Source organism: Bradyrhizobium sp. MI1.11 (assembly GCF_055811255.1).
Genome location: NZ_JBVVPM010000036.1, coordinates 1 through 23,863 on the forward strand (window position 1 = coordinate 1; position 23,863 = coordinate 23,863).

The following is a 23,863-nucleotide window of genomic DNA, read 5'->3' on the forward strand; positions in this document are numbered from 1 at the left end:
CCAGATCCTCTTCAGATGTCTCTTAGAGAATCGCAGATTCGCGATTTACGCAAAGCCCTCGCTTGCGGGAGAGGTCGACGCGCGAGAGCGCGGCGGGTGAGGGCCTTTTCCTCTTGGGGGTGCTCGCCTGCGGAGATACCCTCTCCCCGACCCTCCCCCGCAAGCGGGGGAGGGAGCGCAACGCTCGCACGGCCCGGCGCCTTGCGTCCACCGCCCCGAGGAGGCATACACCCGGCCGATGTCGATGCGATTTCTGGCCATTTTTGCCCTGATTCTCGCCTGCGCCTCGGTGCCCACGAGGGCTCAGGACGGGGCAGCGCCGTTTGACGGCGATTTGCAGCGGCTGGCGGAGATCCTCGGCGGGCTGCACTATCTGCGCGGCATCTGTGGGTCCAACGAGGGCAACAAATGGCGCAGCGAGATGCAGGCGCTGATCGATGCCGAAACCCCCGCGGGCGAACGCCGCACCCGCATGATCGCCGGCTTCAACCGCGGCTATAACGGTTTTCAGCAGACCTACCGGAGCTGCACGCCGGCCGCGACGGTGGCGATCCGCCGCTACATCGAGGAAGGCGCGAAGATCTCGCGCGATCTCACGGCGCGTTACGCGAACTGAACTCTCCATTCGTCATTCCGGGGCGCGACGATGTCGCGAGCCCGGAATCCATTCATCCACCGTCTCTGCGACCAGATGGATTCCGGGCTCGCGCTGCGCGCGCCCCGGAATGACAGCGGCGGGAACCCTGTCATCGACTTTGTACACAGCCGTTAACCGTTCCTAAAGAAGTGGCCTAGCGGGCGTTAACCCGCGTGCTACACCTCTCGCACAGCGCATCGCCGTGGATTGCGCCCCAGCCCTGACGAGTTTCATGAGCCATCCAGTGTCCTACGCCCCCGCACGCGCGCCGCTGCCCGATCACGAGCAGAAACAGGCCGCACTGAGCTATCTCAACGAGGCCTGGGCCGAAGCGCGCCATGACGGCGTCGACGGCGACTGCCTGGCGCAGGCGAGCCTGTTCGCGGCCCTTGCCGAGCTCGTCGGCACCTATGGCGAGGACGCGGTGGCGAAGTTCGTCGAAGGCTTTCCTGGCCGCATCCGCAACGGCGAATTCTCGGTCGACATCTCCCGACAGTAAGTCTTTCTTCAGGCAGTAAGCCTTGCCGAAAACGCCCCCGCCACGCGGGCGGGGCCGGTTTCCGCTGCCGTCGGGAATGCGCTCCCCAGCCCGTTACGGCTCGATCTTGAGCGTCGCTTTCATGTTGGGATGATAGCGGCAGTAATAATCGACCGTGCCTGCCTTCTTGAGGACCAACGTCCCTGATTTTTTCGCCGGCAAGTTCACGTCGAAATCGCCGTTCCTGGCCGTCGCGGTGTGGGCGAAGACGTCCTTGTTGATCCATTCAATGGTGTCGCCGACCTTGGCCGAAGCGTCTTTCGGCGACACTTCGAGATTCTCCATCGTGATCTCTATGGTCGCAGCGTGCGCCGGGACGGCCAACGCCACGAGCAGGACCGCTGACGCGATCGCAGACAATCGTCCCGGCATCATCGCCTCCCTATTTCAGCTCCGCCGCGATGTGCTCGGCGTGCTGCTGATGGCCCTGGAAAATTTTCAGGCCGGTCTGCAGCAGGCTCTTCAGTTCGGCATTGCTGGCGGACGGAATGAGCTGGGTTTCCAGCGCGCCATTGACGGTTTTGTGGTAGGCGACCTCGTTTGCGACGTAGGCCTTGTCGAAGGCCGCACCGCTCAGCTTGTCCAATTCGGCGAGCTTCTCGCTCGCCTGCTTCGACAGCGCCTTGCTGGTGTCGTTGTCTTCAGGCGTGACGTTCAGCTTCTTGACCAGCGCGAGCGCCTGCTTGTTGACGGCCTCGTGGTCGCGCAGCATGTCGTCGGCAAACGCCTTCACGTCCTTGTTCTTGGCTTTCTTCTGCGCCTGCTTGGCTGCGTTGATGTCGATCACACCCGCGGTGTAGGCGATATGGGCGATCTGCGGATTGGTCAGCTTGTCGGCTGCTCTGGCGCCTTGCAGCAGCGCGGGGCTCGACAACAAAATTGCAGCGGCGATCGCCGTGGTCCAACGAACGAACATGGTTTGACACTCCTGTGGTGCCGGATGTTTTACCGGCGCGTTGCTTCACAGGCGTTGGATGGAATTTTCGCGCGAACGTTCCCGAAGAATTCAGCCGCCGATGCCGAGCCGCTTCAGCACTGACACGGTCAGCCGCTCGCAGCGCCACCCGGCGAACGGGAACGCATCCATCACCACCGGACCGATCTCCTTCTCGACGTTCTCGCGCAACATGGTGCGCGCACGGTGCAGTCGCGTCTTCACGGTCTCGGGCTTGACGCCGAGCAGCTCGGCGGTCTCCTCGATGTTCATGCCTTCCATCACGCGTGCGACGAAGACCATGCGGAAGACATCCGGCAACTCATCGATGGCGCGCTCGACGACGCGCTGGATTTCACGTTGGGCCATGGTCCTTTCCGGATCGCCTGCGGGAGAAGCGGGAAATTTGATGATCTGCGCCTCGAGCGTCGCGTCGGGCACCGAGCCCAGCTCGACATGCGGCCTGGCGCCTCGCGTCCGGCCAAGCGCCTCGTTGATGGCGATGCGCGACAGCCATGTCGACAGACCGGACTCGCCGCGAAAACCGTCGAGATGGGTGAAGGCGCGGATATAGGTTTCCTGAACGACATCCTCGGCTTCGCTGTCGCTGCGCAGAATTCCGCGCGCCAGACGATAGAGCCTGCGATTGTTGGCCTGCATGATCTCGCGTAACGCGGCCTCGTCACGGCCCCGCGCCCGCTCGACCAGTTCGGCTTCCAATGTCCGGATTTCTGAAGTCTTAGCGCCGGCGGACAGGCCGGCTGCGGTCCGTGGCATGGCGGTCACCTGCTTGTTTGGCTTCGTTCCGGACATTGGATGCCGCCCCAAGGGAAAGGTTCCCAAGTTTCTGTCCTTCCCCTGGGGGAGAGACCAGGGAATGTCCTAATCCGTCTCGATCGGCAGCGCCGGATCCTTCGCCCACTCCCCCATCGAAGCATCGTACAGCGTCAGCTTGTCATAACCGAGCTGCGTCAGCAGCAGCAGATCGATCGTCGCCGAGATGCCGCCACCGCAATATAGGATGACATTCTTGTCGCAGGTGACGCCTGCCGCGGCGAATTTGGCTTCGGCATCGGCGAGCGTCGTCAGCGTCTTGTCGGCATTGGTGAGAACCGCCGCGGGAACGTTGACGCTGCCGGGAACCCGGCCGGGCCGCCCATAGCGGCTCGGCTCGAGGCCGCGATGAAACTGGGAACCGAGCGCGTTGACGATAACAGTCGCGGGATCGCCGAGCCGTGCCTTCACTGCATTCTTATCGACGAAGAAGCCTGCGCGCGGTATGGCCTTAAAGGTGGTGGCCGGATAGCCCTTCGGCGCGCCTGTCTCGACCGGCCGCCCCTCTTCCTTCCATTTGTCGAGGCCACCGTCGAGCACCCGCGCGTCAACGCCGAGCGAGCGCAGCATCCACCAGAACCGCGTCGACCACATCATGGTGCCGATGCTGTAGAGCACGACGGACTTGGACGCATCGAGGCCGTGGCGGCCGAAGGCGGTCTCCAGCTGGGCCACGTCAGGCATCATGAAGAATTGCTGCGCAGAGGCGTCGGAGAACTCGCCTTGCAGGTCGAGAAAATCGGCGCCTGGAATGTGGCCGGCCTCGAACGTCTTGTCGCCGGGCACGGCGCGATAGGGCACGTCGCTGCCCGGCGGCACCGGCTCGTTGTAGGTCGTGCAGTCGTAGAGGCGGAGATTGGGATCGCCGAGTATGGCGGCGAGTTGCTCGGTGGTGATGAGGGGTGTCGGTTGGGACATTCATTCCTCCCTCGGCGTCGTCCTGGCGAAAGCCAGGACCCATTACCACAGGATCAAGTTGTGGCGCGCAAGTGTTGGCCACCAGTCTTCGCACAAGATGCAGTCGGGGTAATGGGTCCTGGCTTTCGCCAGGACGACGCCGGGAGTGCGGAACGCTTGTGCCGCTCCCTACTGTTTCAACGTCTCCAGAAACCGCACCGGCTCACCTTGCGAGGCCGTCACGAGCTCGCCCTGCCACATCACGCGGCGGCCGCGGATGAAGGTGCCGACGGGCCAGCCGGTGACGCGCAACCCGTCATAGGGGGTCCAGCCGGCCTTGGAGGCCACCCATTTGTTGGTGATGGTCTCGCTGCGCTTGAGATCGACGACGGTGAAGTCGGCGTCGTAGCCGGCGGCGATGCGGCCCTTGCAGGCCATATTGTAGAGGCGCGCGGGGCCGGCGCTGGTGAGATCGACGAAACGCGCCAGCGACAACCGACCCGCATTGACGTGATCGAGCATGAGCGGCACCAGCGTCTGCACGCCGGTCATGCCGGAGGGCGAGGCCGGATAGATCTTCTGCTTCTCTTCGAGCGTATGCGGGGCATGATCGGAGCCGAGCACGTCGATGATGCCCTGCTCGATGCCGCGCCAGATCCCGGCGCGATGATCGGCGCCGCGCACCGGCGGATTCATCTGCGCCAGCGTGCCGAGCCGCTCGTAGCATTCGGGCGCCACCAGCGTGAGATGATGCGGCGTCGCCTCGCAGGAGGCGACGTCCTTGTGGTCGCGCAAAAATTCGATCTCTTGCTTGGTCGAGATGTGCAGCACGTGGATGCGCTTGCCGGTCTCGTGCGCGAGCTTGACCAGGCGTTGCGTCGCCATCAGCGCCGCGGTCTCGTCGCGCCAGACCGGATGCGAGCGCGGATCCCCCTCGATGCGCAGCGGCTTGCGCTCGTTGAGGCGGTATTCGTCCTCGGCATGGAAGGCGGCACGGCGGCGGATCACCTGGAAGATGCGGCGCAGGCTTTCGTCATCCTCCACCAAGAGCGCGCCGGTCGAGGAGCCGATGAACACCTTGACCCCGGCGCAGCCCGGCGCGCGCTCCAGCACCGGCAGGTCCTGCACGTTCTCGCGCGTGCCGCCGATGAAGAAGGCGAAATCGCAATGCATGCGGTGATGGGCGCGCTTCACCTTGTCGGTGAAGGCGGCTTCCGTCACCGTGAGCGGTGACGTATTCGGCATCTCGAACACGGCGGTGACGCCGCCCATCACGGCGCTGCGCGAACCGGTCTCGAGGTCTTCCTTCTGCTCCAGCCCGGGCTCGCGGAAGTGCACCTGCGTGTCCATCACGCCGGGCAGGATGTGCAGGCCCTTGCAGTCGATCACCTCCGCGGCGGAAGCCTGCGACAGGGTGCCGATCTCGGCAATGCGGCCGTTGACGACGCCGATATCGCGGGCTCCCTCGCCGTCCTGGTTGACGACAGTGCCGCCCTTGAGGATCACGTCGAAACGCTGGGTCATGGCTGAAGGCCTCTCTCGTCCCCAAGCGCAGGGCTTGAGGTCTTGTCGTTTTTGCCTTGCGGGCTTACGTTCCGGAGCAACATGTCGCAAGAGATTTTCGTATGAAATCAGCGTTTCTTCCGGACCGGGGCGTGATCAAGGTCGCGGGCGAGGATGCGCGCAACTTCCTCAATGGCCTCGTCACGACCGATGTCGACAAGCTGAAGCCGGGCCTCGGCCGATTCGGCGCGCTGCTGACGCCGCAGGGCAAGATCATCGTAGATTTCCTGATCACGGAAGCGCCTGCCGGCCATGGCGGCGGGTTCCTGATCGATTGCCCGAAGCCGCTTGCCGACGGCCTCGCCACCAAGCTGAAATTCTACAAGCTGCGCGCCAAGGTCACGGTGGAAAACCTGTCCGACGATCTCGGCGTGCTCGCGGCCTGGGACGGCAAGCCTGCGGCCCAGCCCGACCTCGCCTTCGCCGATCCGCGCAATGAAGACCTCGGCACCCGCATCCTGATCCCCGAAGATCTCAAACATAAGCTGTCCGATCTGATCGGCGCCGAGCTCGTCGACGCCGCCGCCTACGAGGCCCACCGCATCGCGCTCGGCGTGCCGCGCGGCGGGCTCGATTTCACGTACAGCGATGCGTTCCCGCACGAGACCAACATGGACCGTTTGGCCGGTGTCGATTTCGACAAGGGCTGCTATGTCGGCCAGGAGGTCGTCTCGCGCATGCAGCATCGCGGCACCGCCCGCACCCGCAGCGTCAAGGTGCTGCTCGAGGACTCCTCGCCTGAGCCCGGCGTCAGCGTCATGGCTGGCGACAAGTCGGTCGGTACGATGGGCTCGTCGGCGCAGGGCAAGGGTATCGCGCTGGTGCGCATCGACCGCGTCGCTGATGCGCTCGATGCAGGACAGGCGCTGACTGCCGGTGGCCTCGCTGTGAGGCTTGCGGAACCTGAAATTGTGCGCATTCCAACCAAGCAACCCATCGCATGAGCCGTGCCCCCCGCCTGCATCCCGACGGAAAGACGCGTTGCCCCTGGCCCGGCGAAGATCCGCTCTACGTCGCCTATCACGACACGGAGTGGGGCGTGCCGGAATATGACGACCGCGCGCTCTATGAGAAGCTGATCCTCGACGGTTTCCAGGCCGGCCTGTCCTGGATCACGATCCTGCGCAAGCGCGACAATTTCCGCAAAGCTTTCGACGATTTCCAGCCGGAAAAGATCGCACGCTACAACGAGAAGAAAGTTCACGCGCTGATGAACGATGCCGGCATCGTGCGTAACAAGGCCAAGATCGACGGCGCGATATCAAGCGCGAAATCCTATCTCGACATCATGGAGAAGGGCCCCGGCTTCTCGAAACTGCTGTGGGACTTCATGGACGGAAGGCCCAAGGTCAATCATTTCAAGACCACCGCGAGCGTACCGGCCTCGACGCCGCTCTCCACGCAAATCTCCAAGGAGCTGTCCTCGCGCGGCTTCAAATTCGTCGGCCCGACCATCGTCTATGCCTTCATGGAGGCGACCGGCATGGTCAACGATCATCTCGTCGACTGCCATTGTCACGCGAGCTGCGGCAAGACGCAGCGCAAGCCGCGCCTCAAGTCCAAATGACGGCCAGGAAGTCGTCACCCGATGTGGCGTCTCGTGCCTGGCAGCGCATGCTGTCGGGCCGGCGGCTCGATTTGCTCGATCCCTCCCCGCTCGATATCGAGATCGCCGACGTCGCGCATGGGCTGGCGCGTGTCGCCCGCTGGAACGGCCAGACCATCGGCGCACACATCTTCTCGGTCGCGCAGCATACGCTGCTGGTCGAAACCGTGATTCGGCACGAGAACCCGCGCGTGGATCTGCGCGTGCGGCTTGCCGCGCTGCTGCACGATGCGCCCGAATACGTGATCGGCGATATGATATCGCCGTTCAAGGCCGTGCTCGACGGTCATTACAAGGCAGTCGAAAAACGCCTACTCGGCGCCATCCACATCCGCTTTGGCCTGCCGCCGATGCTACCGGAGGAGATCACGTTGGCGATCAAGGCCGCCGATCGCGGCGCGGCCTATCTGGAGGCGACGACGCTCGCCGGCTTCAGCGAAAGCGAGTCCAGGCGCCTGTTCGGCCGCGATCCGGGCCTGCCCGACAGCGTCCGGCGCGACTATCTCACCCCCTGGACGGCTGCCCGGGCCGAGAAGCAGTTTCTGGAGCGGTTTGGCGCCGTGTTTGCGTGAACCCTATCCCTTCGTAGGGTGGGCAAAGCGAAGCGTGCCCACCAAACTGGTGGAGATGCGCAGTTGCGAAATGGTGGGCACGGCGCGATGCGCCTTTGCCCACCCTACGGGCGCTCGCTATACTCGCCGCCAAAAAGGTCCGCCATGATCCACGTCTGTTCCCTCGCCGCCCTTCCCGAAACCGTCCGCCTCACCAAGGCCAGCCACGTGCTGACCGTGATGGCCAATGTCGAGCAGGTGGCGCGGCCGGTGTCGGTGCTGCCGGCCAACCATCTCAAGGTATCGATGGACGACATCACCGAGGAGATGGACGGCTTCGTCGCGCCATCGGAAACGCATATCGAGCAGGTGCTGAACTTCGTGCGCAGCTGGGACCGCGACGCGCCGCTGGTGGTGCATTGCTATGCCGGCATCAGCCGCTCCACCGCGAGCGCCTTCGCCGCCGTGTGCGCACTCAATCCGGATCGCGACGAGACCGAGATCGCAAAGAAGATTAGAGCGGCTTCCCCGATCGCCTCGCCGAACCGCCGCATCGTCAGCCTTGCCGACCGTGCGCTGGGACGCAACGGCCGCATGCTGCGCGCACTCGACGAGATGGGCCCGGGCGCGATGATGGTCGAGGGCCGCCCGTTCGTGATCGAGCTCGAATGACAGTTGCGCACCACAGCAGAGGTGTGCTCCCTCTCCCGCTTGCGGGAGAGGGGTGGGGAGAGGGTATCTCCGCATCGGGACAGTCCCCTAGAGGAGAAAGCCCTCACCCGGCGCTGCGCGCCGACCTCTCCCGCAAGCGGGAGAGGTTACAGCGAGCCCGCGGCGAGACCGGCTCAAACAATTGGCATACCTATCTCATCACTCACGCGATCGCTGTCGCATGAGCGAAAAGCTGCTGACGCCGATCGAGATCGGCCTGACTGCCGCGATCGTCGCGATCGAGAATCATGAACCGCTGATCCTCACCGCGCGCGACAGTGATGGCCTGGCCGGCCTGCCGTTCGGCCCGTTCGATGCGCCGAGCCATCGCACTTTCGAGATCGGCCTGCGGGCCTGGGTCGAGGAACAGACGGGCCTGCGGCTCGGCTATGTCGAACAGCTCTACACGTTCGGCGATCGCGGCCGGCATGCCGAAGCCGGCGACATCGGCGCGCACATGGTGTCGATCGGCTATCTCGCACTGACGCGCGCCATCGGCGGCGAACTCGCAGCCACGAGTGCGAGCTTCGCGCCGTGGTATCGCTTCTTGCCGTGGGAGGACTGGCGCGAGGGGCCGCCCGCGATCATCGCGGACGACATCATCCCGGCATTGACCGAGTGGGCCGAAGAGGAGACGCCGGAGACGACGCGCGCACTGCCGCGCAAGGATCGCGTGCGGTTCTATTTCGGTCTCGACGGCGCGTCCTGGGACGAGGAGCGCGTGCTCGACCGCTACGAGCTCCTGTACGAGGCCGGGCTGGTCGAGGAAGCACGGCGCGACGGTCGCCCTGCGGCATTAGCGCGCAAGGCACTGCCCGCGCTCGGCACATCCATGCGCTTCGACCACCGCCGGATTCTTGCGACAGCGATCGCGCGACTGCGTGCAAAACTGAAGTATCGTCCTGTGGTCTTTGAACTTTTGCCCGCCGAGTTCACACTCACCGAATTGCAGTATACGGTGGAGGCGATCTCAGGCCGACACCTGCACAAACAAAATTTCCGCCGCCTGGTCGAAATGGAAGCCCTGGTCGAACCGACCGGGGTGATGTCGACACAGACGGGCGGACGTCCGGCGGCGCTCTACCGCTTCCGTCGCGACGTGCTCCAGGAGCGGCCCGCGCCGGGCTTGCGCGTACGCTCCCGGCGCTAACCCGAGATATGCGCGATCGGCCCCTGCCCGCCGATTGCCTGGAGGCTTTATGTCTGACGGCCCGTTCGACGTCTTCGCGCTGATCATTGCGGTCATCGCTTTCATCATCGCGATCAAGGCCTCCAGCCAGGCGGCTGAGCTGCGACGACGGCTGAGCTCGCTCGAAGCGACGTTCCACGCGCAACGGCCCGTGCAGCCGCCGCGGATCCCGGCAGATGTGTGGGCTGAAGCGTCCGCGACGACTTCTGCAGCGCCGCCGCCGCTTGTGCCCCAAGCCGAACCGGGAGCCGAGGCGCCGTCCCCGCCCGTCACGGAGGATGTTTCACCGCCTCCGCTCGAAGCGAGCACCGAGGCCGACGCGCCGCCGCCGCGGCCCGCACCCGCGCCCGCGCCCGGCTTCGAGGAACGGCTCGGCACGCGCTGGGTGGTGTGGATCGGCGGCCTTGCGCTCGCGCTCGGCGGCTTCTTCATGGTGCGCTATTCGATCGAGGCCGGCCTCGTCGGCCCCGGTGTGCGCGTGTTCCTTGGCGGCGTGTTCGCGCTGGCGCTGCTTGGCGCCGGCGAATGGTCACGCCGCAAGGAGAGCATCTCCAACATCGCTGCGCTGCCGATCGCCAACATTCCCGCGATCCTCACCGCGGCCGGCACGGCGGTGGCATTTGCGACCATCTACGCGGCTTACGCGCTCTATGGATTCCTCGTCCCCGCGACCGCCTTCCTGCTGCTCGGTCTCGTCGCGCTTGGCACGCTGGCTGCGGCGCTCCTGCACGGGCCCGCGCTCGCGGGCCTCGGCGTGGTCGGCGCGTTCGTGACGCCGATCCTCGTCTCGAGCGACAAGCCGAACTATTGGGCACTCTACATCTATCTCGCCATCGTCACCGCCGCGAGCTTCGGCCTCGCCCGTATCCGGTTGTGGCGCTGGCTTGCGGTCACCACGATCGCCTTCGCCGTGCTCTGGATCTTTCCGGGGCTCGATACCAGCGACTTGCAGGTCGCGCCGCACGCTTTGCATGTGATCGCAGGCTTCGTTCTTGCCGCTCTTCTCGTCGTCTGCGGCTTCATGTTCGGCCCGACGATCGAGGACGGTGAAATCGAGCCGGTCTCGTCGGGCTCGCTCGGTGCCTATCTGTTCGGCGCGATGCTGATCGTGCTGTCGAGCGCGCATGCGGACCTGGCGCTGATCGCCTTCACGCTGCTCGTCGGCGCGACGCTGCTTGTCGCCTGGCGCGCGCCGGCGGCCACCGGCGCGCTCGGCGCGGCCGCCGCGACCGTCTTCATCGTGTTCGCCGAATGGGCGGTGCGCGCCAATCCCGACATGCTGGTGCTGCCGGGCGGCCCCATCGCCGGCATCGCACCGACGGCGATCGACAGCGCGGTGACGCTGCATCTGGTGATGGCGGCGATCTTCGCCGCCGGCTTCGGCATCGCGGGATTCCTCGCGCAGGGCCGTTCGAACTCGGCGATCATTCCGGTGGTGTGGTCGGTCGCGGGTGTCGCGACGCCGATCGCGATCCTGGTCGCGCTCTACGCACGCATCGCGCATCTCGACCGCTCGATCCCGTTCGCCATCCTCGCGGTACTGCTCGCCGCCGCCTTCGGCGCTGCCACCGAAGCGCTTGCGCGCCGCGAGACCCGGCCGGGCGCCATGATCTCCACGGCCTTGTTCGCGACCGGCACGCTCGGTGCGCTGGCGCTGGCGCTGACATTTGCATTGGAGAAGGGCTGGCTCACGATCGCACTCGCGCTGATGTCGCTCGGCACCGCCTGGATCTCGATGCAGCGGCCGATCCCGTTCCTGCGCTGGCTGGCCGCGATCTTCGCAGGCCTGGTCACCGCTCGGATCGGCTATGATCCACGCATCGTCGGCGACGCCGTCGGAACCACGCCGATCTTCAACTGGCTGTTGTGGGGCTACGGCGTGCCGGCGGCATCGTTCTGGGCGGCGAGCCTGTTCCTGCGCCGCCGCGGCGACGACGCCCCGTTGCGCATGATCGAGAGCGCCGCGATCCTGTTCACCGCGCTGCTCGCCTTCATGGAGATCCGGCACTTTGCGACCGGCGGCGACGTGACGTCGGCACCGTCGCTGCTCGAATGCGCGCTGCAGGCCTGTGTCGCGCTCGCCATGGCGATCGGGCTGGAGCGTCTGCGGCAGCGCAGCCGCAGCATCGTGCACAATGTCGGCGCGATCGTGCTCACGGCAATCGGCGGGCTCGTGGGCGTGTTCGGCCTCTTGATCCTGGAGAACCCGATGCTGTGGCGCACCGACGTCGGCGGCGCCGTGTTCAACCTGCTGCTGCTCGGCTACGCGCTGCCGGCGGTGCTGATGCTGCTGCTGTCATATGCCGTGGCCGGCGAACGCGGCAAGGCCTACGCCAACACGATTGCGGGCGGCGCGCTGCTGTTCGCGCTGACCTATGTCACGCTGGAGATCCGCCGCTTCTATCACGGCCCGATCCTCTCCTCCGGGGAGACGACGGGCGCCGAGCAATATACCTATTCGATCGGCTGGCTCGGCTTCGGCGTGGTGCTGCTCGGCGTCGGCATTCTCGTCAATTCGGAGCGGGCGCGGCTGGCGTCGGCCGTCGTGATCGCGTTGACGATCCTGAAGGCCTTCGTCATCGACATGTCGACGCTGACGGGCGTCTACCGCGCGCTGTCCTTCATGTGCCTCGGCATCGTGCTGGTCGCGATCGGCTGGCTCTACCAGCGTATCCTGTTCCGGCGGCAGGTCGCACCGCCGCCGGCTCCGCAGACGAGCATTTGAGGCTCACGCCGCGCGAACCGATTCCAGGAATTGCGCGACCTCGACCTTGAGACGGGTGCTGTCGGTCGCGAGCGATTTCGCCGCCGACAGCACCTCGTTCGAAGCTTCGCCGGTCTCGAACGCACCCCGCTGCACATCGGTGATGTTCGACGAGACCTCCTGCGTGCCGACCGAGGCCTGCTGGACGTTACGCGAGATTTCCTGCGTGGCCGCGCCCTGCTGCTCGACGGCGGCGGCGATGGCCGCAGCCACCTCGGACAGCCGCTCGATGGTGCCGCCAATCTCCTGGATGGCACTGACCGATTCCTGCGTCGCTGCCTGAATGCCCGAGACCTGCGCCCCGATCTCACCGGTCGCCTTTGCCGTCTGCTCGGCCAGCGCCTTGACCTCGGAGGCGACGACCGCGAATCCGCGGCCCGCTTCACCGGCACGCGCGGCTTCGATGGTCGCGTTCAGCGCCAGCAGATTGGTCTGGCCCGCGATGGTGTTGATGAGCTCGACGACGTCGCCGATGCGGGACGCCGCCTGCGACAGCGCGTTGACGCGGTCGTTGGTCCGCGCCGCCTGCTCGACGGCCTCCGCGGCCATCCGCGCCGAATCTTGCACCCGGCGGCTGATCTCGGTGATGGAGGACGACAGCTCCTCCGAAGCGGATGCTACCGCCTGAACGTTGGTCGAGGCTTCCTCGGAGGCGGCTGCGACGACGGTCGCGAGTTCCTGTCCGCGCTGCGCGGTGTTGGTCAGCGTCGAGGCGGAGGCCTCGAGCTCGGTGGAGGCCGAGGATACGGTGCCGACGACCTCGCCGATCATGGCTTCGAACTTGCGGGTGATGGCGTCGACGCGGCGGCCGCGTTCGATCTTGACTTCGGCGTCGCGCGCAGCGGCCTCGTCGGCAGCCTTCTTGGCGATCAGCGCCTCCTTGAAGATCTGCAGCGCATCCGCCATCGAGCCGATCTCGGTCCGCTCGCCGCGATGCGGCACCTCGGCCGAAAGGTCGCCCTCGCCGAGCGACTGCATCGGGCGGATGATCGAGGCAATGCCACGGGAAACGTCGCGCACGAGATAATAGGCGGCGCCGATCGCGATCACGACCGAGAGCACGATGATGCCGACCAGCACGCGGAAGATCATGGCATAGCTGTCGGCGGCCTGCTTGGTCTCCAGCTCGGCGCCGCGATTGTTCATCTCGATGCCCTTCTGAAGCAGCGGGTCGGCGGCCTGGGCCATCTTCGCGACCTTGGTCTGCAACAGCTCGTTAGCGTCGGCCGGGAAACGGCCGACGCCCTTGCGCGACAACGCCATCACGTCCTGCACGCCGTTCAGATACTCGGCCCACGCCGTGCTCCATTGCCCATAGAGCGAGCGCTCCTCGGCGGAGGTGATCAGCGGCTCGTAGACCTTGCGGGTCTGGTCGATGCGCGCGCGCAGCGAGGCCAAGCGCTTCTCGGCGGCGTCCTTGCCCTCGACGCTGTCCTGCATCAGATGCAGACGGAGCGCCACGCGCAGCTCGTTAATGTCGGCGCGAAGCGAGCCAAGCGCGCGCACGCTGGGCAGCCAGCTCTCCGCAATCTCGACCGTATGGGAATTGATGTTCTGCATGGTGCCGATCGCCGTCACGCCGACACCGGCGAGCGAAAGAACGAGGACCGACAGCACGGCCAGAAGCTTGAAGACGATCGACAATTTCGACATCACGACAAATCCCGATGTTACCTGACAACGCGCAAATCACCTGCGCCGTGATCGCCACGACGGTGGCGAGACGGATGTCAGTTCAACAATGCTGGCTGGTTCTTATCCCGTGAGATTGCACACATAGTCGCAAGCAGGCGTTAACAGGGACCTACGTAAAATTACGGGACACTTCCGACAGTCGCTATTTCTCATGCAACCATTTGTTGCAGCTCGCAGCCACCTCATGCTGCCACGCGCAGCGTGTCCGCTTGCGCCGCAACATGCGACCAACGCGGCAGCGGCTGTCACGCCACCCGTACCGATTCCAGGAAGCGCGCGACCTCGCTCTTCAGCCGGTTGCTCTCCTGCGAAAGGGATTGCGCAGCCGAATGCACCTGCGCCGAGGCAGCCCCGGTTTCGCCCGCGCCGCGCTGGACGTGGCCGATATTCGCTGAGACTTCGGAGGTGCCATTCGCGGCGTGCTGGATGTTGCGGGAGATCTCCTGCGTGGCGGCGCCCTGCTCCTCGACCGCGGCCGCGATGGTCGACGAGATCTCCGACATCCGCGCGATGGTGTCGCCGATCTCCTTGATCGCCCCGGCTGAGTCTTGCGTTGCGGTCTGGATCGCACCGATGTGCTGGCTGATCTCGCCGGTCGCTTTCGCAGTCTGCTCGGCGAGCGCCTTGACTTCAGTCGCGACCACGGCAAAACCCTTGCCGGCCTCGCCCGCTCGCGCCGCTTCGATCGTCGCGTTGAGCGCCAGCAGATTGGTCTGGCTGGCGATGGTGTTGATCAGCTCGACCACGTCGCCAATGCGGGAAGCGGCCTTGGTCAGCTCGGCGACGCGCGCATTGGTGCGCTGGGCCTGCTCGACGGCGACATCGGCGACACGCGCCGATTCCTGCACCTGACGGCTGATCTCGGAGATCGAGGAGGTCATTTCCTCGCTCGCTGAAGACACCGACTGCACGTTCGCGGAGGCCTCTTCGGAGGCGGCCGCCACGACGGTGGCAAGCCCGTTGCCGCGCTCTGCGGCCTGCGTCAGCGTGTTCGAAGACGCCTCGAGCTCGGTTGCAGCCGATGAAACAGTATCGATGATCTCGCCGACCGCGCCTTCGAAATTATCGGCGAGCCGGTGCATGTCGGCCTTACGCTGCTGGCGCCCGCGCGCCTCGGCATCGATCTGCTCGACGCGCAGCCGCTCGGCCTCCACCATGTTGGTCCTGAACACCTCGACGGCACCGGCCATCTCGCCGATCTCGTCCCTGCGCCCGATGCCGGGAACGGAAATCGAAAGCTCGCCGCGCGCAAGCCGCGTCATCGCACCGACCATGCCGGCAAGCGACTTCGAGATCGAACGCCCCAGAAGGAAGCCGACTGCGGCGAGCACTACGACGGTGACGCCGAAGGCGACCATCATCCATATGCGCACGGCATCGCGGGTCGCGGCTTCCCCAAATTCGGCCTGCTTGTACAGGCCTTCGACTGTATTGCGTACCTCGACCATACCCGGCTCGAGCTCGCGGAAGGTCTTCATCATGCTGGCGTCAAGGGCTGCGCTCTGCCGTGCAGTGTCGGCCCACGCCGCGAACTCGGACTGGTATTTCTGCAGCTTGGCCGTGATGTCGTTCATCACCGCCGTAGGGACCGCGACAACCTCTATCGCCTTGGAGAATTCAACTGCGGCCTTCTTCATCTCGGCGATGTATTTTGGGTCGCGCCGCAGCATGAAATCCTTCTCATGCCGGCGCATCATCAGCATCCAGCTCGTGGACCTGGGATCGTCGATCTCCTTGAGCTTGGCCTCAATGTCGTGCACGGCGGCGCGGAGCGAGCCGGAGAGGCCCAGCGTCTCGTTCAGGCCGAGCCGGGTCTCCGCGGCCACCAATGCGCCGAAGTCCGACGCGTATCGCTTGAAGCCGTCATGCGCCTGCTTCATCCGGTCGGACAGCGCGCCCATGCCGCCGGCCGCAACCAGCCGCTCGATCTCCTCGAAGTCGCGGTTGATCGGGCCGATCAATTCGGCATGGGCCTTGGCGTAGCTTTCGTTGCGGCGCTGCTGGAAGTTCTTCTCGTCCCGGCGAGCCTCCAGCATCTCGATCGAGAGCTGCTTGTCGATGTCGGCGATCGCACGAGCCCGGTTGGCAATCTCGCGAGAGGCGTCCTGGGAGAGACTGCCGATCTCGTAGATCGCGCCGAAGGCGACGAGGCCCAACAATCCGAACAGTCCGATCGCCATGACCTTGTGGGCGAGGCGAATGGAAGGGCCGCTCATGAGTGTGCTCCAATACGTCGATACGCAATACGTGAGGGCGACTCAGCGCCCGGAATATTGCGGGGATCATGACTGCATCGGTTTTCCGGAAAGTTAACCCTGCGCGGTCTTCGTCGCGGCGCCGCAATATGCACGCGCGCAAACGCCGCGCTTCTACGCGCGGCGGTTGCAGTTCTCTCAGAGATATGCGCCCGTCAGGCCGCGCGCACGGTGTCGAGGAATTTGCCGACCTCGAGCTTGAGGCGGTTGCTGTCGCCCGACAGCGACTGCGCGGCTGCCAGCACCTGCGACGATGCCGAGCCGGTTTCGCCCGCGCCGCGCTGCACGTCGGTGATGTTGGACGAGACCCGATGGGTGCCTTCCGCCGCCTGCTGCACGTTGCGCGAGATCTCCTGCGTCGCCGCGCCCTGCTCCTCGACGGCCGCAGCGATCGTGGACGATATCTCGGACAGCTTTTCAATGGTGTTGCTGATGGCGCTGATGGCGGCGACCGAGTCCTGCGTCGCGGCCTGGATGCCCGAAATCTGCTGGCCGATTTCGCCGGTCGCCTTTGCGGTCTGCTCCGCGAGCGCCTTCACTTCGGAAGCCACCACGGCAAAGCCACGACCGGCTTCGCCCGCGCGTGCCGCCTCGATGGTGGCATTGAGCGCCAGCAGATTGGTCTGGCCGGCGATGGTGTTGATCAGCTCGACCACGTCGCCAATGCGAGCCGCCGCCTTGGACAATTCGCCGACACGGTCCGTTGTGGTGCGGGCCTGGGTCACCGCCTCGCTCGCGACCCGCGCCGATTCCTGCACCTGGCGGCTGATCTCGGTGATCGAGGACGACAGCTCTTCGGTCGCAGACGCCACCGATTGCACGTTGGTCGAGGCTTCCTCCGAGGCTGCTGCAACCACGGTCGTGAGCTGTTGCGTGCGCTCGGCGGTCGAGGTCAGCGTCGTGGCCGACGCTTCGAGTTCGGTCGAGGCCGACGACACCGTGCCGACAATCTCGCCGACGGCGCCTTCGAAACTGTCGGCAAGCCTGCGCATCTCGGCCTTGCGCTGCTCGGCCGCCATCTGGTCCTGCCGCATCTTGGCTTCCGCTTCCTCGCGCGCCTTCTGCTCGGATACGGTCTTGAATTTTTCGACGGCACCGGCAACGCCGCCGACCTCGTCCTTGCGGCCGAGGCCCGGCAGCACCACAGCGAAGTCGCCGCCCGCGAGCTTCTCCATCGCGACAGTCAGGGCGCGCATCGGACGGGCAATGCTGAAGATCGAGAAGACGCACGCGCCGATCAGGACCAGCGCGACCAGCACGCCTGCGACGAATGACGTCCGCGCAACGGACGCAGCCTCTGTTTCCGCCGCCGTGCGCGCCTCTGCACTCTTATGCTTGGCGAAGTTCGTGATCTCGTCGGCCAGTTCCGATATTTCCGCGTTGGTCGGCATCAGCATCTCCTTGCGGATGCGGATGATTTCAGCGGTCAGCTTTGCCAATTGCGTCGCCGCTTCGCCGTCCTTCCTCGACTCGAGCGCGAGCTCCTGCTTACGGATCGCCTCGATCTGCTGCTCGCCTTTCTGGAAATTGCCAATCAACACGGTCAGGCGGTCGATACGTTTGTGGTTCTCCGGCGATTGCGAGAGCCCTGCCATTTCACCGGAAAACTTAAGGGCAGCCGTCTGGCGGTCGTTGAAATAGCTGGCGGCCTTCTGCAACTCGGCAGGCGAGGACGAGGTCAGGATGTCGCGAATGCCGATCTGCATGCCCCGCACCGACGCCTTCGCTTCCGCGGCGTTTTGCGCGATCGCCTGCTGTCCCGATGCGCTATTGTTGAGCTTCTGGACCTCGGCACTTCCGCTCATCTGGAGGAGGATCATCAGCGCAACGAGCACGAGGGTCAGCGCCGAGGTGATGGCGAGTTTGGTGGCAATTCGCAGATTCTGAATGAACATCATCGAAAACATCCCCGGGATACGCATTGTCGCGGCGAAGCGCGCGAACAGCCTTGGAGGCTAGTCTGCGAGCTTTCCATTAACGTTAAGCGCGAGGCGATGCCGCTTGAGTAAAAATACTGAATATGTCGCTCAATTGCCGGATTATCGCAACCATCCCGCGCAATCGGAACACGCCTCGCGAATTTGCCGCGTCACGTGCGTTAACGTCAATCCCAGTGCGCGGGCGCGTCGTCGCTCAGCAGACGAACCCGATCTCGCGTTCCGCTTGCGCTGCGCGATGCCGCGTCACGCTGCGCGCACGGTATCGAGGAAGTTGCCGACTTCGAGCTTGGGACGGTTGCTGTCGCCAGAGAGCGACTGGGCCGCCGCCAGCACCTGCGACGACGCCGAGCCGGTCTCGCTCGCCCCGCGCTGCACGTCGGTGATGTTGGCCGAGACCTGATGGGTGCCTTCCGCCGCCTGCTGCACGTTGCGGGAGATTTCCTGTGTCGCCGCGCCCTGCTCTTCCACGGCCGCCGCGATCGTGGAGGAAATCTCCGAGAGCTTCTCGATAGTGCCGCTGATGTCCTTGATTGCGCCGACCGAATGCTCGGTCGCGGTCTGGATGCTGGCGATCTGCTGCCCGATCTCACCGGTGGCCTTCGCGGTCTGTTCGGCGAGTGCCTTGACCTCGGAGGCGACAACCGCAAAGCCGCGACCCGCTTCGCCGGCGCGCGCGGCCTCGATGGTCGCGTTGAGCGCCAGGAGATTGGTCTGACCTGCGATCGTGCTGATCAGCTCGACCACGGCGCCGATCCGCGTCGCCGCCTTGGACAATTCGCTGACACGCTCGGTGGTGACACGCGCCTGGCCGACAGCTTCGTGGGCCACGCGGGCCGATTCCTGCACCTGCCTGCTGATCTCGGTGATAGAGGACGACAGCTCCTCGGTCGCCGACGCCACCGCCTGTACGTTGGCGGACGCCTCCTCGGAGGCCGCAGCAACCATGGTCGTGAGCTGCTGCCCACGCTCCGCAGTCGATGTGAGCGTCGACGCCGAGGCTTCCAGCTCGGTCGCTGCCGAGGACACGGTGTCGACGATCTCCCCGATCGCGGCTTCGAAGCCGTCGGCCAGCTTCCGCATTTCCACCTTGCGCTGCTCGGCTGCCCGCTTCTCGGCCGCAGCGTGATCGCCGCGCATGCGTTCGACTTCGAGGCCGTTCTGCTTGAAGACTTCAACGGTCCGTGCCATCTCGCCGACCTCGTCACCTCGGCGGGTGCCTGGTACGACCGTCGTGAAGTCGCCATTGGCGAGCCCACCCATCGCAACCGAAATGGCTGAAAGCGGCTTGAGGATCCGGCCAAAGGTGATCCAGAAACTGAGGCCAGCGAGCATCACCGAGGCGCAGAGCAACACGACCGTGAAAGCGAAATTACGAGTGCTGACTTCTGCCTGCATCGTGGCTTCGCGGTCAGCGGCCGCGCCAATGGCTTCACCGAGCTTCAGCACCGCATTGATGCCGACAGTGGCCCGCGTGAAGTACTCGGGTCCGGTGATCTTGTAGTTGCCGCCTTCGCCACCGGCGAGCACAAGCGCCCGCGTTTCACCGTAGAGTCCAAAATAGGACTTCTCGACCTCCGTCATCGCCTCGCCGATCTGCAGGGCGAGGTCCGAGCGCAGCCGCACCGGCAATACGGTGTCCCATGCGAGTTCGACCTTGGCCCGCAGCGCCGAAAGGCGCTCATGGCCCTCCATCCCGAGCTTCGCACGCGCACCGACGACACCGGCCAGCAGGGCCCGCTCCCTTCCGGCATTCTCGGCCATCTGAGCTGTCAGATGTCGCAAGCCGATGAGCTGCGCCAGCCTTGCCACGGGCGGGCTGGTGAGCGTTTCGAGCGTCAGCCGCAAGCGGTTGCTCGCGACGTCGATCACCTCCGTAATCGTTGGCGCGAAGCCATCGACGAGGTCAGGTTCGCGTTCGACGCGCGGGCGCGACATTTCCACGTCGGCCTTCTCACGCAAGAGACGCAGCGCCTCGAATTTCGTCGCTGCGTCCGCAATCTGTCTTTGCCCCGCCGCCATTTCGGGAATCGCGCTGATATCGAGGATGGCTTGCCGAAAGGCCTCGTCGGCCGTCGCGCGCGCCTTTGCGATTTCGGCACGGCGCTCGGGGCTGACGACATCAGGAGACTTCAGCACGGCGTTGGTCAGCCCGCGTTCAATCGCCCAATGTCCTGCGCTGCGCAGCAGCAGCTGGGCAACTGCATTGACCTTCAGGAATGCCCCGGACTCTCGCCTCTTGAGGATGGCCTCATAGGCGATGAATCCGGCCGAGGCCAACCCCAGCAAGACCAGGGCAGAGATGATGATCGGCAAGATCGTGCCGATCCGAACATGTCCGAGCCGACTCCACGCGCTGGCGGCCTGAGTTCGGGCCTGATGATGTGCAGGGCTCAACATGGTACGTTTCCCCCGAAGGAAACACGCAGCCAAGTCCTTGCCGGCTGCATGGACGTTGATCGCCCTTGCCGGAGAATCTAGTCCTCGTGTTTTCGCATTCTGGTTAACGGGAGGGTTCGGAGAAATACTGAGATTTCAGCCCAAATAGTTGAAATCGAAGGGGTAATTTCGCGAGCAGGTTGTAAATTTCAGCTTGAGGTCGCCGCTGTTTGTTTTTGCAGCCGACGTTCGCCGAAGGCCTGCGCGAGACGTTCGCGGCGACGATCGGATGCAAAAACGCCCCGCCTAAGGAGGCAGGGCGTCTTCCGAGCTGTCCGGAACGAGGTTCTTAGGCGGCGCGCACGGTGTCGAGGAATTTGCCGACCTCGAGCTTGAGGCGGTTGCTGTCGCCGGACAGCGACTGTGCCGCTGCCAGCACCTGCGAGGATGCCGATCCAGTTTCGCCCGCGCCGCGCTGCACGTCGGTGATGTTGGACGAGACCTGATGGGTGCCTTCCGCCGCCTGCTGCACGTTGCGCGAGATCTCCTGCGTCGCCGCGCCCTGCTCCTCGACGGCCGCAGCGATCGTGGACGATATCTCGGACAGCTTTTCGATGGTGTTGCTGATGGCGCTGATGGCGGCGACCGAGTCCTGCGTCGCCGCCTGGATGCTCGAAATCTGCTGGCCGATTTCGCCGGTCGCCTTTGCGGTCTGCTCGGCCAGCGCCTTCACTTCGGAAGCCACCACGGCAAAGCCGCGGCCGGCCTCGCCGGCGCGTGCCGCCTCGATGGTGGCATTGAGCGCCAGCAGGTTGGTCTGGCCGGCGATGGTGTTGATCAGCTCGACCACGTCGCCAATGCGAGCCGCCGCCTTGGACAATTCGCCGACACGGTCCGTTGTGGTGCGGGCCTGGGTCACCGCCTCGCTCGCGACCCGCGCCGATTCCTGCACCTGGCGGCTGATCTCGGTGATCGAGGACGACAGCTCTTCGGTCGCAGACGCCACCGATTGCACGTTGGTCGAGGCTTCCTCCGAGGCTGCTGCAACCACGGTCGTGAGCTGTTGCGTGCGCTCGGCGGTCGAGGTCAGCGTCGTGGCCGACGCTTCGAGTTCGGTCGAGGCCGACGACACCGTGCCGACAATCTCGCCGACGGCGCCTTCGAAACTGTCGGCAAGCCTGCGCATCTCGGCCTTGCGCTGCTCGGCCGCCATCTGGTCCTGCCGCATCTTGGCTTCCGCTTCCTCGCGCGCCTTCTGCTCGGATACGGTCTTGAATTTTTCGACGGCACCGGCAACGCCGCCGACCTCGTCCTTGCGGCCGAGCCCCGGCAGCACCACGGAGAAGTCACCACCAGCGAGCTTGTCCATGGCAACCGTGAGCGCGCGGATCGGCCGCGCGATGGTCAGGAAGGACATCAGCCATGAACCCACGAGGACGAGCACGGCGCACGCACCGACCACCATGCCGAGACGCTCGCTCGCGGCCATCTCCTGGGTCGCGGCAGCGATTTCTTCCTCGCCTTTGTGCGTGGCGAAATCGGCGATCTCACTGGTCAAATTATCCAGTTGCGTCGCAAGCGGCAGCGTCACCTCACGGATCTGGCGCGCGCCTTCCTCGGAAATCTTGGCCGCGCGCGCGGGGTCCGTGGCCGCAACGGCAATGGCCTCGCTGCGAAAAGAGGCGTTCTGCTGTGCGCCCTTCAGGTAATCGGCGGACGTAGACCTGAGCTTCTCCATCCGCGCGCGATTTTCCGGGGAGTGCGTCAATCTGAGCATGGAATCGATGACGCCGTTCAGCGCTTTCGACCGCTCCAGCAGAGTCTCGCTCGCCTTTTGCAAGTCACCCTGATTGTTGGCGAGACGCATGTCGCGTACAGCGAGCTGCATGCCACGTATTCCAAGCTTGGCTTCGGTGGCCTCGCGCACCAATTCCTGCTGCGCAATTGCTGCTTGGTTGGAATGACGCACGGTGTTGTTGCCGATGACCTGGCTCGCGATCATGGCGCCGACGAGAATAACGCCGAACACCGAAGCGAGCGCGAGCTTGGTACCAATTTGTAGATTCTGGATGAGTCTCGACATGAGGGCGTTTCCCGGGATGCGCGGCCAAGTCATTGTCGGCCGCCCTCGGCGTTGATCGCCCTTGCCTAAGAACTGAGCTTCAGGTGTGGTGATCCGGTTAACGGCCACCCCCGGACAAATACCGGCTTCGCCGGGAAATCCCTTGAAAAATGGCACGGTCCGCGCGCTTAACAAGTTAACCACACGCGGCGGTAAGATGCCCGATTTCTAGCCAGTGCGACCAAGGGCTTTCTGGCTCTCGCCGATCAGGCTGATCCGGAACACCGGCTCCTTGTTCTCGTCGAGCAGCTCCATGCGCCATTCGGCGTCCTGTTTCAGGCCGCGTGAGATGCCGCCGAGCAAATTGGCACAGACTTCGGTCATCTCGGTCCAGGCCGCGGCGCGGTCCTCGAACTCATATGGCTGGTCGGCAGCACCGGAATAGCGGCCCGTGCTGATACGGAAGAAGTACAGCGACATCGTTGAACCCTTTTATCGGGCCGCGCCCCCCGGCCGTACGCAAACTGGGGCGCGAACAGCTACCAACGCATGAAAGCCGCCGTCCGTATGACTACGGCGCGGCGGCTTCGTGTTTGATGGCAGCTCTCAACGACAAAGTGCGCGGACTGTCCTGCGAAGCCAACTCACTGGGTCGAGCGGCGCAGCTCCAGCGGGGCGTCGTCCCTGGCGGGCTCCGATTTAACTTGCGGCTTCACCGGCTCGAGCCGGCTGCTCTCGACGCGTGGGGTCTCGACACGCGCGGCGACTTCGGTGTTGGTCGCGCCGACCGAACCCGTGTGTTCCGAGGTGCGCAGCGAGCGCGGCCGCGCGACGGCGCGCGCCATCAGCATCTGGTTGCCGCCTTGGTGATGGAAGTCGCAATAGGCAAAGCCCATCCCCGACACCGAGCCGCGGAAACTGCGATCGTCGGTCTTTTCAAGATTGAAACAGGGCTCGAACGGAATGCCCTTGATCGAGGCGCAGACGTTCTGGCCGCGGATCTGAAGCGTGTTGCCGGGCAGACGGAGATGTTTCACCGGACCTGCACCCGAGAACTGCACGGCGCCGGCGGCGCCGAGGTCGTCCATGATGCGGCCAGCCCCGCGGGTGCCGTCAAAGCAGTTGAAAGCAAACACCTTCCCGGCGACGAAGCGGCGCGCCTCATCGGCGTTCATGCTTCCAGCAATGGCCGGCGCAAACGTCGCTACCGCCGTGACCGCCCCCAACACAATACGCGCAAGCATGCTCAACTCCGAACCAACCCCGCAGCGGGCTATGCCTTATCTCTTTACCCGCTGCTTACCATACTAA

The 23,863-nt window shown here is 64.9% G+C and carries 20 protein-coding genes; 8 read left to right on the top strand and 12 right to left on the bottom strand.

What is annotated here, in order from left to right:
• Positions 1-238: 238 nt before the first annotated feature.
• Entirely contained in the window at positions 239-616 is a 378-nt protein-coding gene (locus AC0L30_RS28935) for a TIGR02301 family protein (protein WP_007594891.1), read from the top strand.
• A 253-nt stretch (positions 617-869) separates the two neighbouring features.
• Entirely contained in the window at positions 870-1,136 is a 267-nt protein-coding gene (locus tag AC0L30_RS28940) for a hypothetical protein (RefSeq protein WP_007594892.1), read from the top strand.
• A 93-nt stretch (positions 1,137-1,229) separates the two neighbouring features.
• Here AC0L30_RS28940 and AC0L30_RS28945 read toward each other — a convergent pair whose 3' ends face one another.
• The 5 genes from AC0L30_RS28945 to AC0L30_RS28965 form a co-directional block, all read right to left on the bottom strand.
• Positions 1,230-1,547 carry a cupredoxin domain-containing protein gene (locus AC0L30_RS28945; RefSeq protein ID WP_007594893.1) on the bottom strand — a complete coding sequence of 106 codons (318 nt, stop codon included), beginning with the start codon at positions 1,545-1,547 and terminating at the stop codon, positions 1,230-1,232.
• A 10-nt stretch (positions 1,548-1,557) separates the two neighbouring features.
• Complete coding sequence (locus AC0L30_RS28950) at positions 1,558-2,091, bottom strand: DUF4142 domain-containing protein (protein WP_219678664.1); 534 nt, start codon at positions 2,089-2,091, stop codon at positions 1,558-1,560.
• Positions 2,092-2,181: 90 nt separating this feature from the next.
• Positions 2,182-2,886 carry an RNA polymerase sigma factor gene (locus AC0L30_RS28955; protein ID WP_473405765.1) on the bottom strand — a complete coding sequence of 235 codons (705 nt, stop codon included), beginning with the start codon at positions 2,884-2,886 and terminating at the stop codon, positions 2,182-2,184.
• A gap of 105 nt (positions 2,887-2,991) precedes the next feature.
• Complete coding sequence (locus AC0L30_RS28960; protein ID WP_219678668.1) at positions 2,992-3,861, bottom strand: sulfurtransferase; 870 nt, start codon at positions 3,859-3,861, stop codon at positions 2,992-2,994.
• A gap of 168 nt (positions 3,862-4,029) precedes the next feature.
• Positions 4,030-5,364: a dihydroorotase gene (locus tag AC0L30_RS28965; protein WP_473366349.1), complete on the bottom strand. Its 1,335-nt coding sequence runs from the start codon at positions 5,362-5,364 to the stop codon at positions 4,030-4,032.
• Positions 5,365-5,465: 101 nt separating this feature from the next.
• Here AC0L30_RS28965 and ygfZ point away from each other — a divergent pair, with 101 nt between their 5' ends.
• From ygfZ to AC0L30_RS28995, 6 genes are all read left to right on the top strand, one after another.
• On the top strand, positions 5,466-6,347 hold the full coding sequence (ygfZ, locus tag AC0L30_RS28970) for a CAF17-like 4Fe-4S cluster assembly/insertion protein YgfZ (protein ID WP_219678672.1): 882 nt from the start codon (positions 5,466-5,468) through the stop codon (positions 6,345-6,347).
• Positions 6,344-6,970 (top strand): DNA-3-methyladenine glycosylase I, encoded by a 627-nt coding sequence (locus AC0L30_RS28975; protein WP_473405766.1) that lies wholly within the window; start codon positions 6,344-6,346, stop codon positions 6,968-6,970. Before ygfZ ends, AC0L30_RS28975 begins: the two co-directional genes overlap by 4 nt.
• The gene (locus AC0L30_RS28980) at positions 6,967-7,581 is read left to right on the top strand and encodes a YfbR-like 5'-deoxynucleotidase (RefSeq protein WP_473405767.1); all 615 of its coding nucleotides are present in this window, start codon (positions 6,967-6,969) and stop codon (positions 7,579-7,581) included. The genes AC0L30_RS28975 and AC0L30_RS28980 overlap by 4 nt, the downstream gene beginning before the upstream one ends.
• Positions 7,582-7,725: 144 nt before the next feature.
• On the top strand, positions 7,726-8,232 hold the full coding sequence (locus AC0L30_RS28985; RefSeq protein ID WP_007594910.1) for a tyrosine phosphatase family protein: 507 nt from the start codon (positions 7,726-7,728) through the stop codon (positions 8,230-8,232).
• 220 nt (positions 8,233-8,452) lie between these two features.
• Positions 8,453-9,421 carry an NUDIX hydrolase gene (locus tag AC0L30_RS28990; protein WP_007594925.1) on the top strand — a complete coding sequence of 323 codons (969 nt, stop codon included), beginning with the start codon at positions 8,453-8,455 and terminating at the stop codon, positions 9,419-9,421.
• A gap of 49 nt (positions 9,422-9,470) precedes the next feature.
• Positions 9,471-12,185, top strand: coding sequence for a DUF2339 domain-containing protein (locus tag AC0L30_RS28995; protein WP_473405768.1), 2,715 nt, complete (start codon positions 9,471-9,473; stop codon positions 12,183-12,185).
• Between the two features lie 3 nt (positions 12,186-12,188).
• Here AC0L30_RS28995 and AC0L30_RS29000 read toward each other — a convergent pair whose 3' ends face one another.
• From AC0L30_RS29000 to AC0L30_RS29030, 7 genes are all read right to left on the bottom strand, one after another.
• On the bottom strand, positions 12,189-13,877 hold the full coding sequence (locus AC0L30_RS29000) for a methyl-accepting chemotaxis protein (RefSeq protein WP_354162036.1): 1,689 nt from the start codon (positions 13,875-13,877) through the stop codon (positions 12,189-12,191).
• A gap of 287 nt (positions 13,878-14,164) precedes the next feature.
• Positions 14,165-16,135, bottom strand: a complete 1,971-nt coding sequence (locus AC0L30_RS29005) for a methyl-accepting chemotaxis protein (RefSeq protein ID WP_219678684.1) — start codon at positions 16,133-16,135, stop codon at positions 14,165-14,167.
• Between the two features lie 194 nt (positions 16,136-16,329).
• Positions 16,330-18,072 (bottom strand): methyl-accepting chemotaxis protein, encoded by a 1,743-nt coding sequence (locus AC0L30_RS29010; RefSeq protein ID WP_473405769.1) that lies wholly within the window; start codon positions 18,070-18,072, stop codon positions 16,330-16,332.
• Positions 18,073-18,357: 285 nt separating this feature from the next.
• Positions 18,358-20,511 carry a methyl-accepting chemotaxis protein gene (locus AC0L30_RS29015; protein ID WP_473405770.1) on the bottom strand — a complete coding sequence of 718 codons (2,154 nt, stop codon included), beginning with the start codon at positions 20,509-20,511 and terminating at the stop codon, positions 18,358-18,360.
• 328 nt (positions 20,512-20,839) lie between these two features.
• Positions 20,840-22,573: a methyl-accepting chemotaxis protein gene (locus tag AC0L30_RS29020; RefSeq protein ID WP_473405771.1), complete on the bottom strand. Its 1,734-nt coding sequence runs from the start codon at positions 22,571-22,573 to the stop codon at positions 20,840-20,842.
• Between the two features lie 207 nt (positions 22,574-22,780).
• Positions 22,781-23,032 (bottom strand): DUF6894 family protein, encoded by a 252-nt coding sequence (locus tag AC0L30_RS29025; RefSeq protein WP_007594936.1) that lies wholly within the window; start codon positions 23,030-23,032, stop codon positions 22,781-22,783.
• A 164-nt stretch (positions 23,033-23,196) separates the two neighbouring features.
• A complete protein-coding gene (locus tag AC0L30_RS29030) occupies positions 23,197-23,796 on the bottom strand; it encodes a hypothetical protein (protein WP_473405772.1) in 600 nt (199 codons plus the stop codon).
• Positions 23,797-23,863 lie beyond the last annotated feature (67 nt).

Bases quoted from the DNA above. Each gene is read 5' to 3' on its own strand.
- AC0L30_RS29010 (WP_473405769.1), bottom strand. From the start codon at position 18,072: ATGATGTTCATTCAGAATCTGCGAATTGCCACCAAACTCGCCATCACC.
- AC0L30_RS28940 (WP_007594892.1), top strand. From the start codon at position 870: ATGAGCCATCCAGTGTCCTACGCCCCCGCACGCGCGCCGCTGCCCGAT.
- AC0L30_RS28950 (WP_219678664.1), bottom strand. From the start codon at position 2,091: ATGTTCGTTCGTTGGACCACGGCGATCGCCGCTGCAATTTTGTTGTCG.
- AC0L30_RS28990 (WP_007594925.1), top strand. From the start codon at position 8,453: ATGAGCGAAAAGCTGCTGACGCCGATCGAGATCGGCCTGACTGCCGCG.
- AC0L30_RS28995 (WP_473405768.1), top strand. From the start codon at position 9,471: ATGTCTGACGGCCCGTTCGACGTCTTCGCGCTGATCATTGCGGTCATC.
- AC0L30_RS29025 (WP_007594936.1), bottom strand. From the start codon at position 23,032: ATGTCGCTGTACTTCTTCCGTATCAGCACGGGCCGCTATTCCGGTGCT.
- AC0L30_RS28980 (WP_473405767.1), top strand. From the start codon at position 6,967: ATGACGGCCAGGAAGTCGTCACCCGATGTGGCGTCTCGTGCCTGGCAG.
- AC0L30_RS29020 (WP_473405771.1), bottom strand. From the start codon at position 22,573: ATGTCGAGACTCATCCAGAATCTACAAATTGGTACCAAGCTCGCGCTC.
- AC0L30_RS28945 (WP_007594893.1), bottom strand. From the start codon at position 1,547: ATGCCGGGACGATTGTCTGCGATCGCGTCAGCGGTCCTGCTCGTGGCG.
- ygfZ (WP_219678672.1), top strand. From the start codon at position 5,466: ATGAAATCAGCGTTTCTTCCGGACCGGGGCGTGATCAAGGTCGCGGGC.
- AC0L30_RS28965 (WP_473366349.1), bottom strand. From the start codon at position 5,364: ATGACCCAGCGTTTCGACGTGATCCTCAAGGGCGGCACTGTCGTCAAC.
- AC0L30_RS29005 (WP_219678684.1), bottom strand. From the start codon at position 16,135: ATGAGCGGCCCTTCCATTCGCCTCGCCCACAAGGTCATGGCGATCGGA.
- AC0L30_RS28960 (WP_219678668.1), bottom strand. From the start codon at position 3,861: ATGTCCCAACCGACACCCCTCATCACCACCGAGCAACTCGCCGCCATA.
- AC0L30_RS29030 (WP_473405772.1), bottom strand. From the start codon at position 23,796: ATGCTTGCGCGTATTGTGTTGGGGGCGGTCACGGCGGTAGCGACGTTT.
- AC0L30_RS28975 (WP_473405766.1), top strand. From the start codon at position 6,344: ATGAGCCGTGCCCCCCGCCTGCATCCCGACGGAAAGACGCGTTGCCCC.
- AC0L30_RS28985 (WP_007594910.1), top strand. From the start codon at position 7,726: ATGATCCACGTCTGTTCCCTCGCCGCCCTTCCCGAAACCGTCCGCCTC.
- AC0L30_RS28955 (WP_473405765.1), bottom strand. From the start codon at position 2,886: ATGCCACGGACCGCAGCCGGCCTGTCCGCCGGCGCTAAGACTTCAGAA.
- AC0L30_RS29015 (WP_473405770.1), bottom strand. From the start codon at position 20,511: ATGTTGAGCCCTGCACATCATCAGGCCCGAACTCAGGCCGCCAGCGCG.
- AC0L30_RS29000 (WP_354162036.1), bottom strand. From the start codon at position 13,877: ATGTCGAAATTGTCGATCGTCTTCAAGCTTCTGGCCGTGCTGTCGGTC.
- AC0L30_RS28935 (WP_007594891.1), top strand. From the start codon at position 239: ATGTCGATGCGATTTCTGGCCATTTTTGCCCTGATTCTCGCCTGCGCC.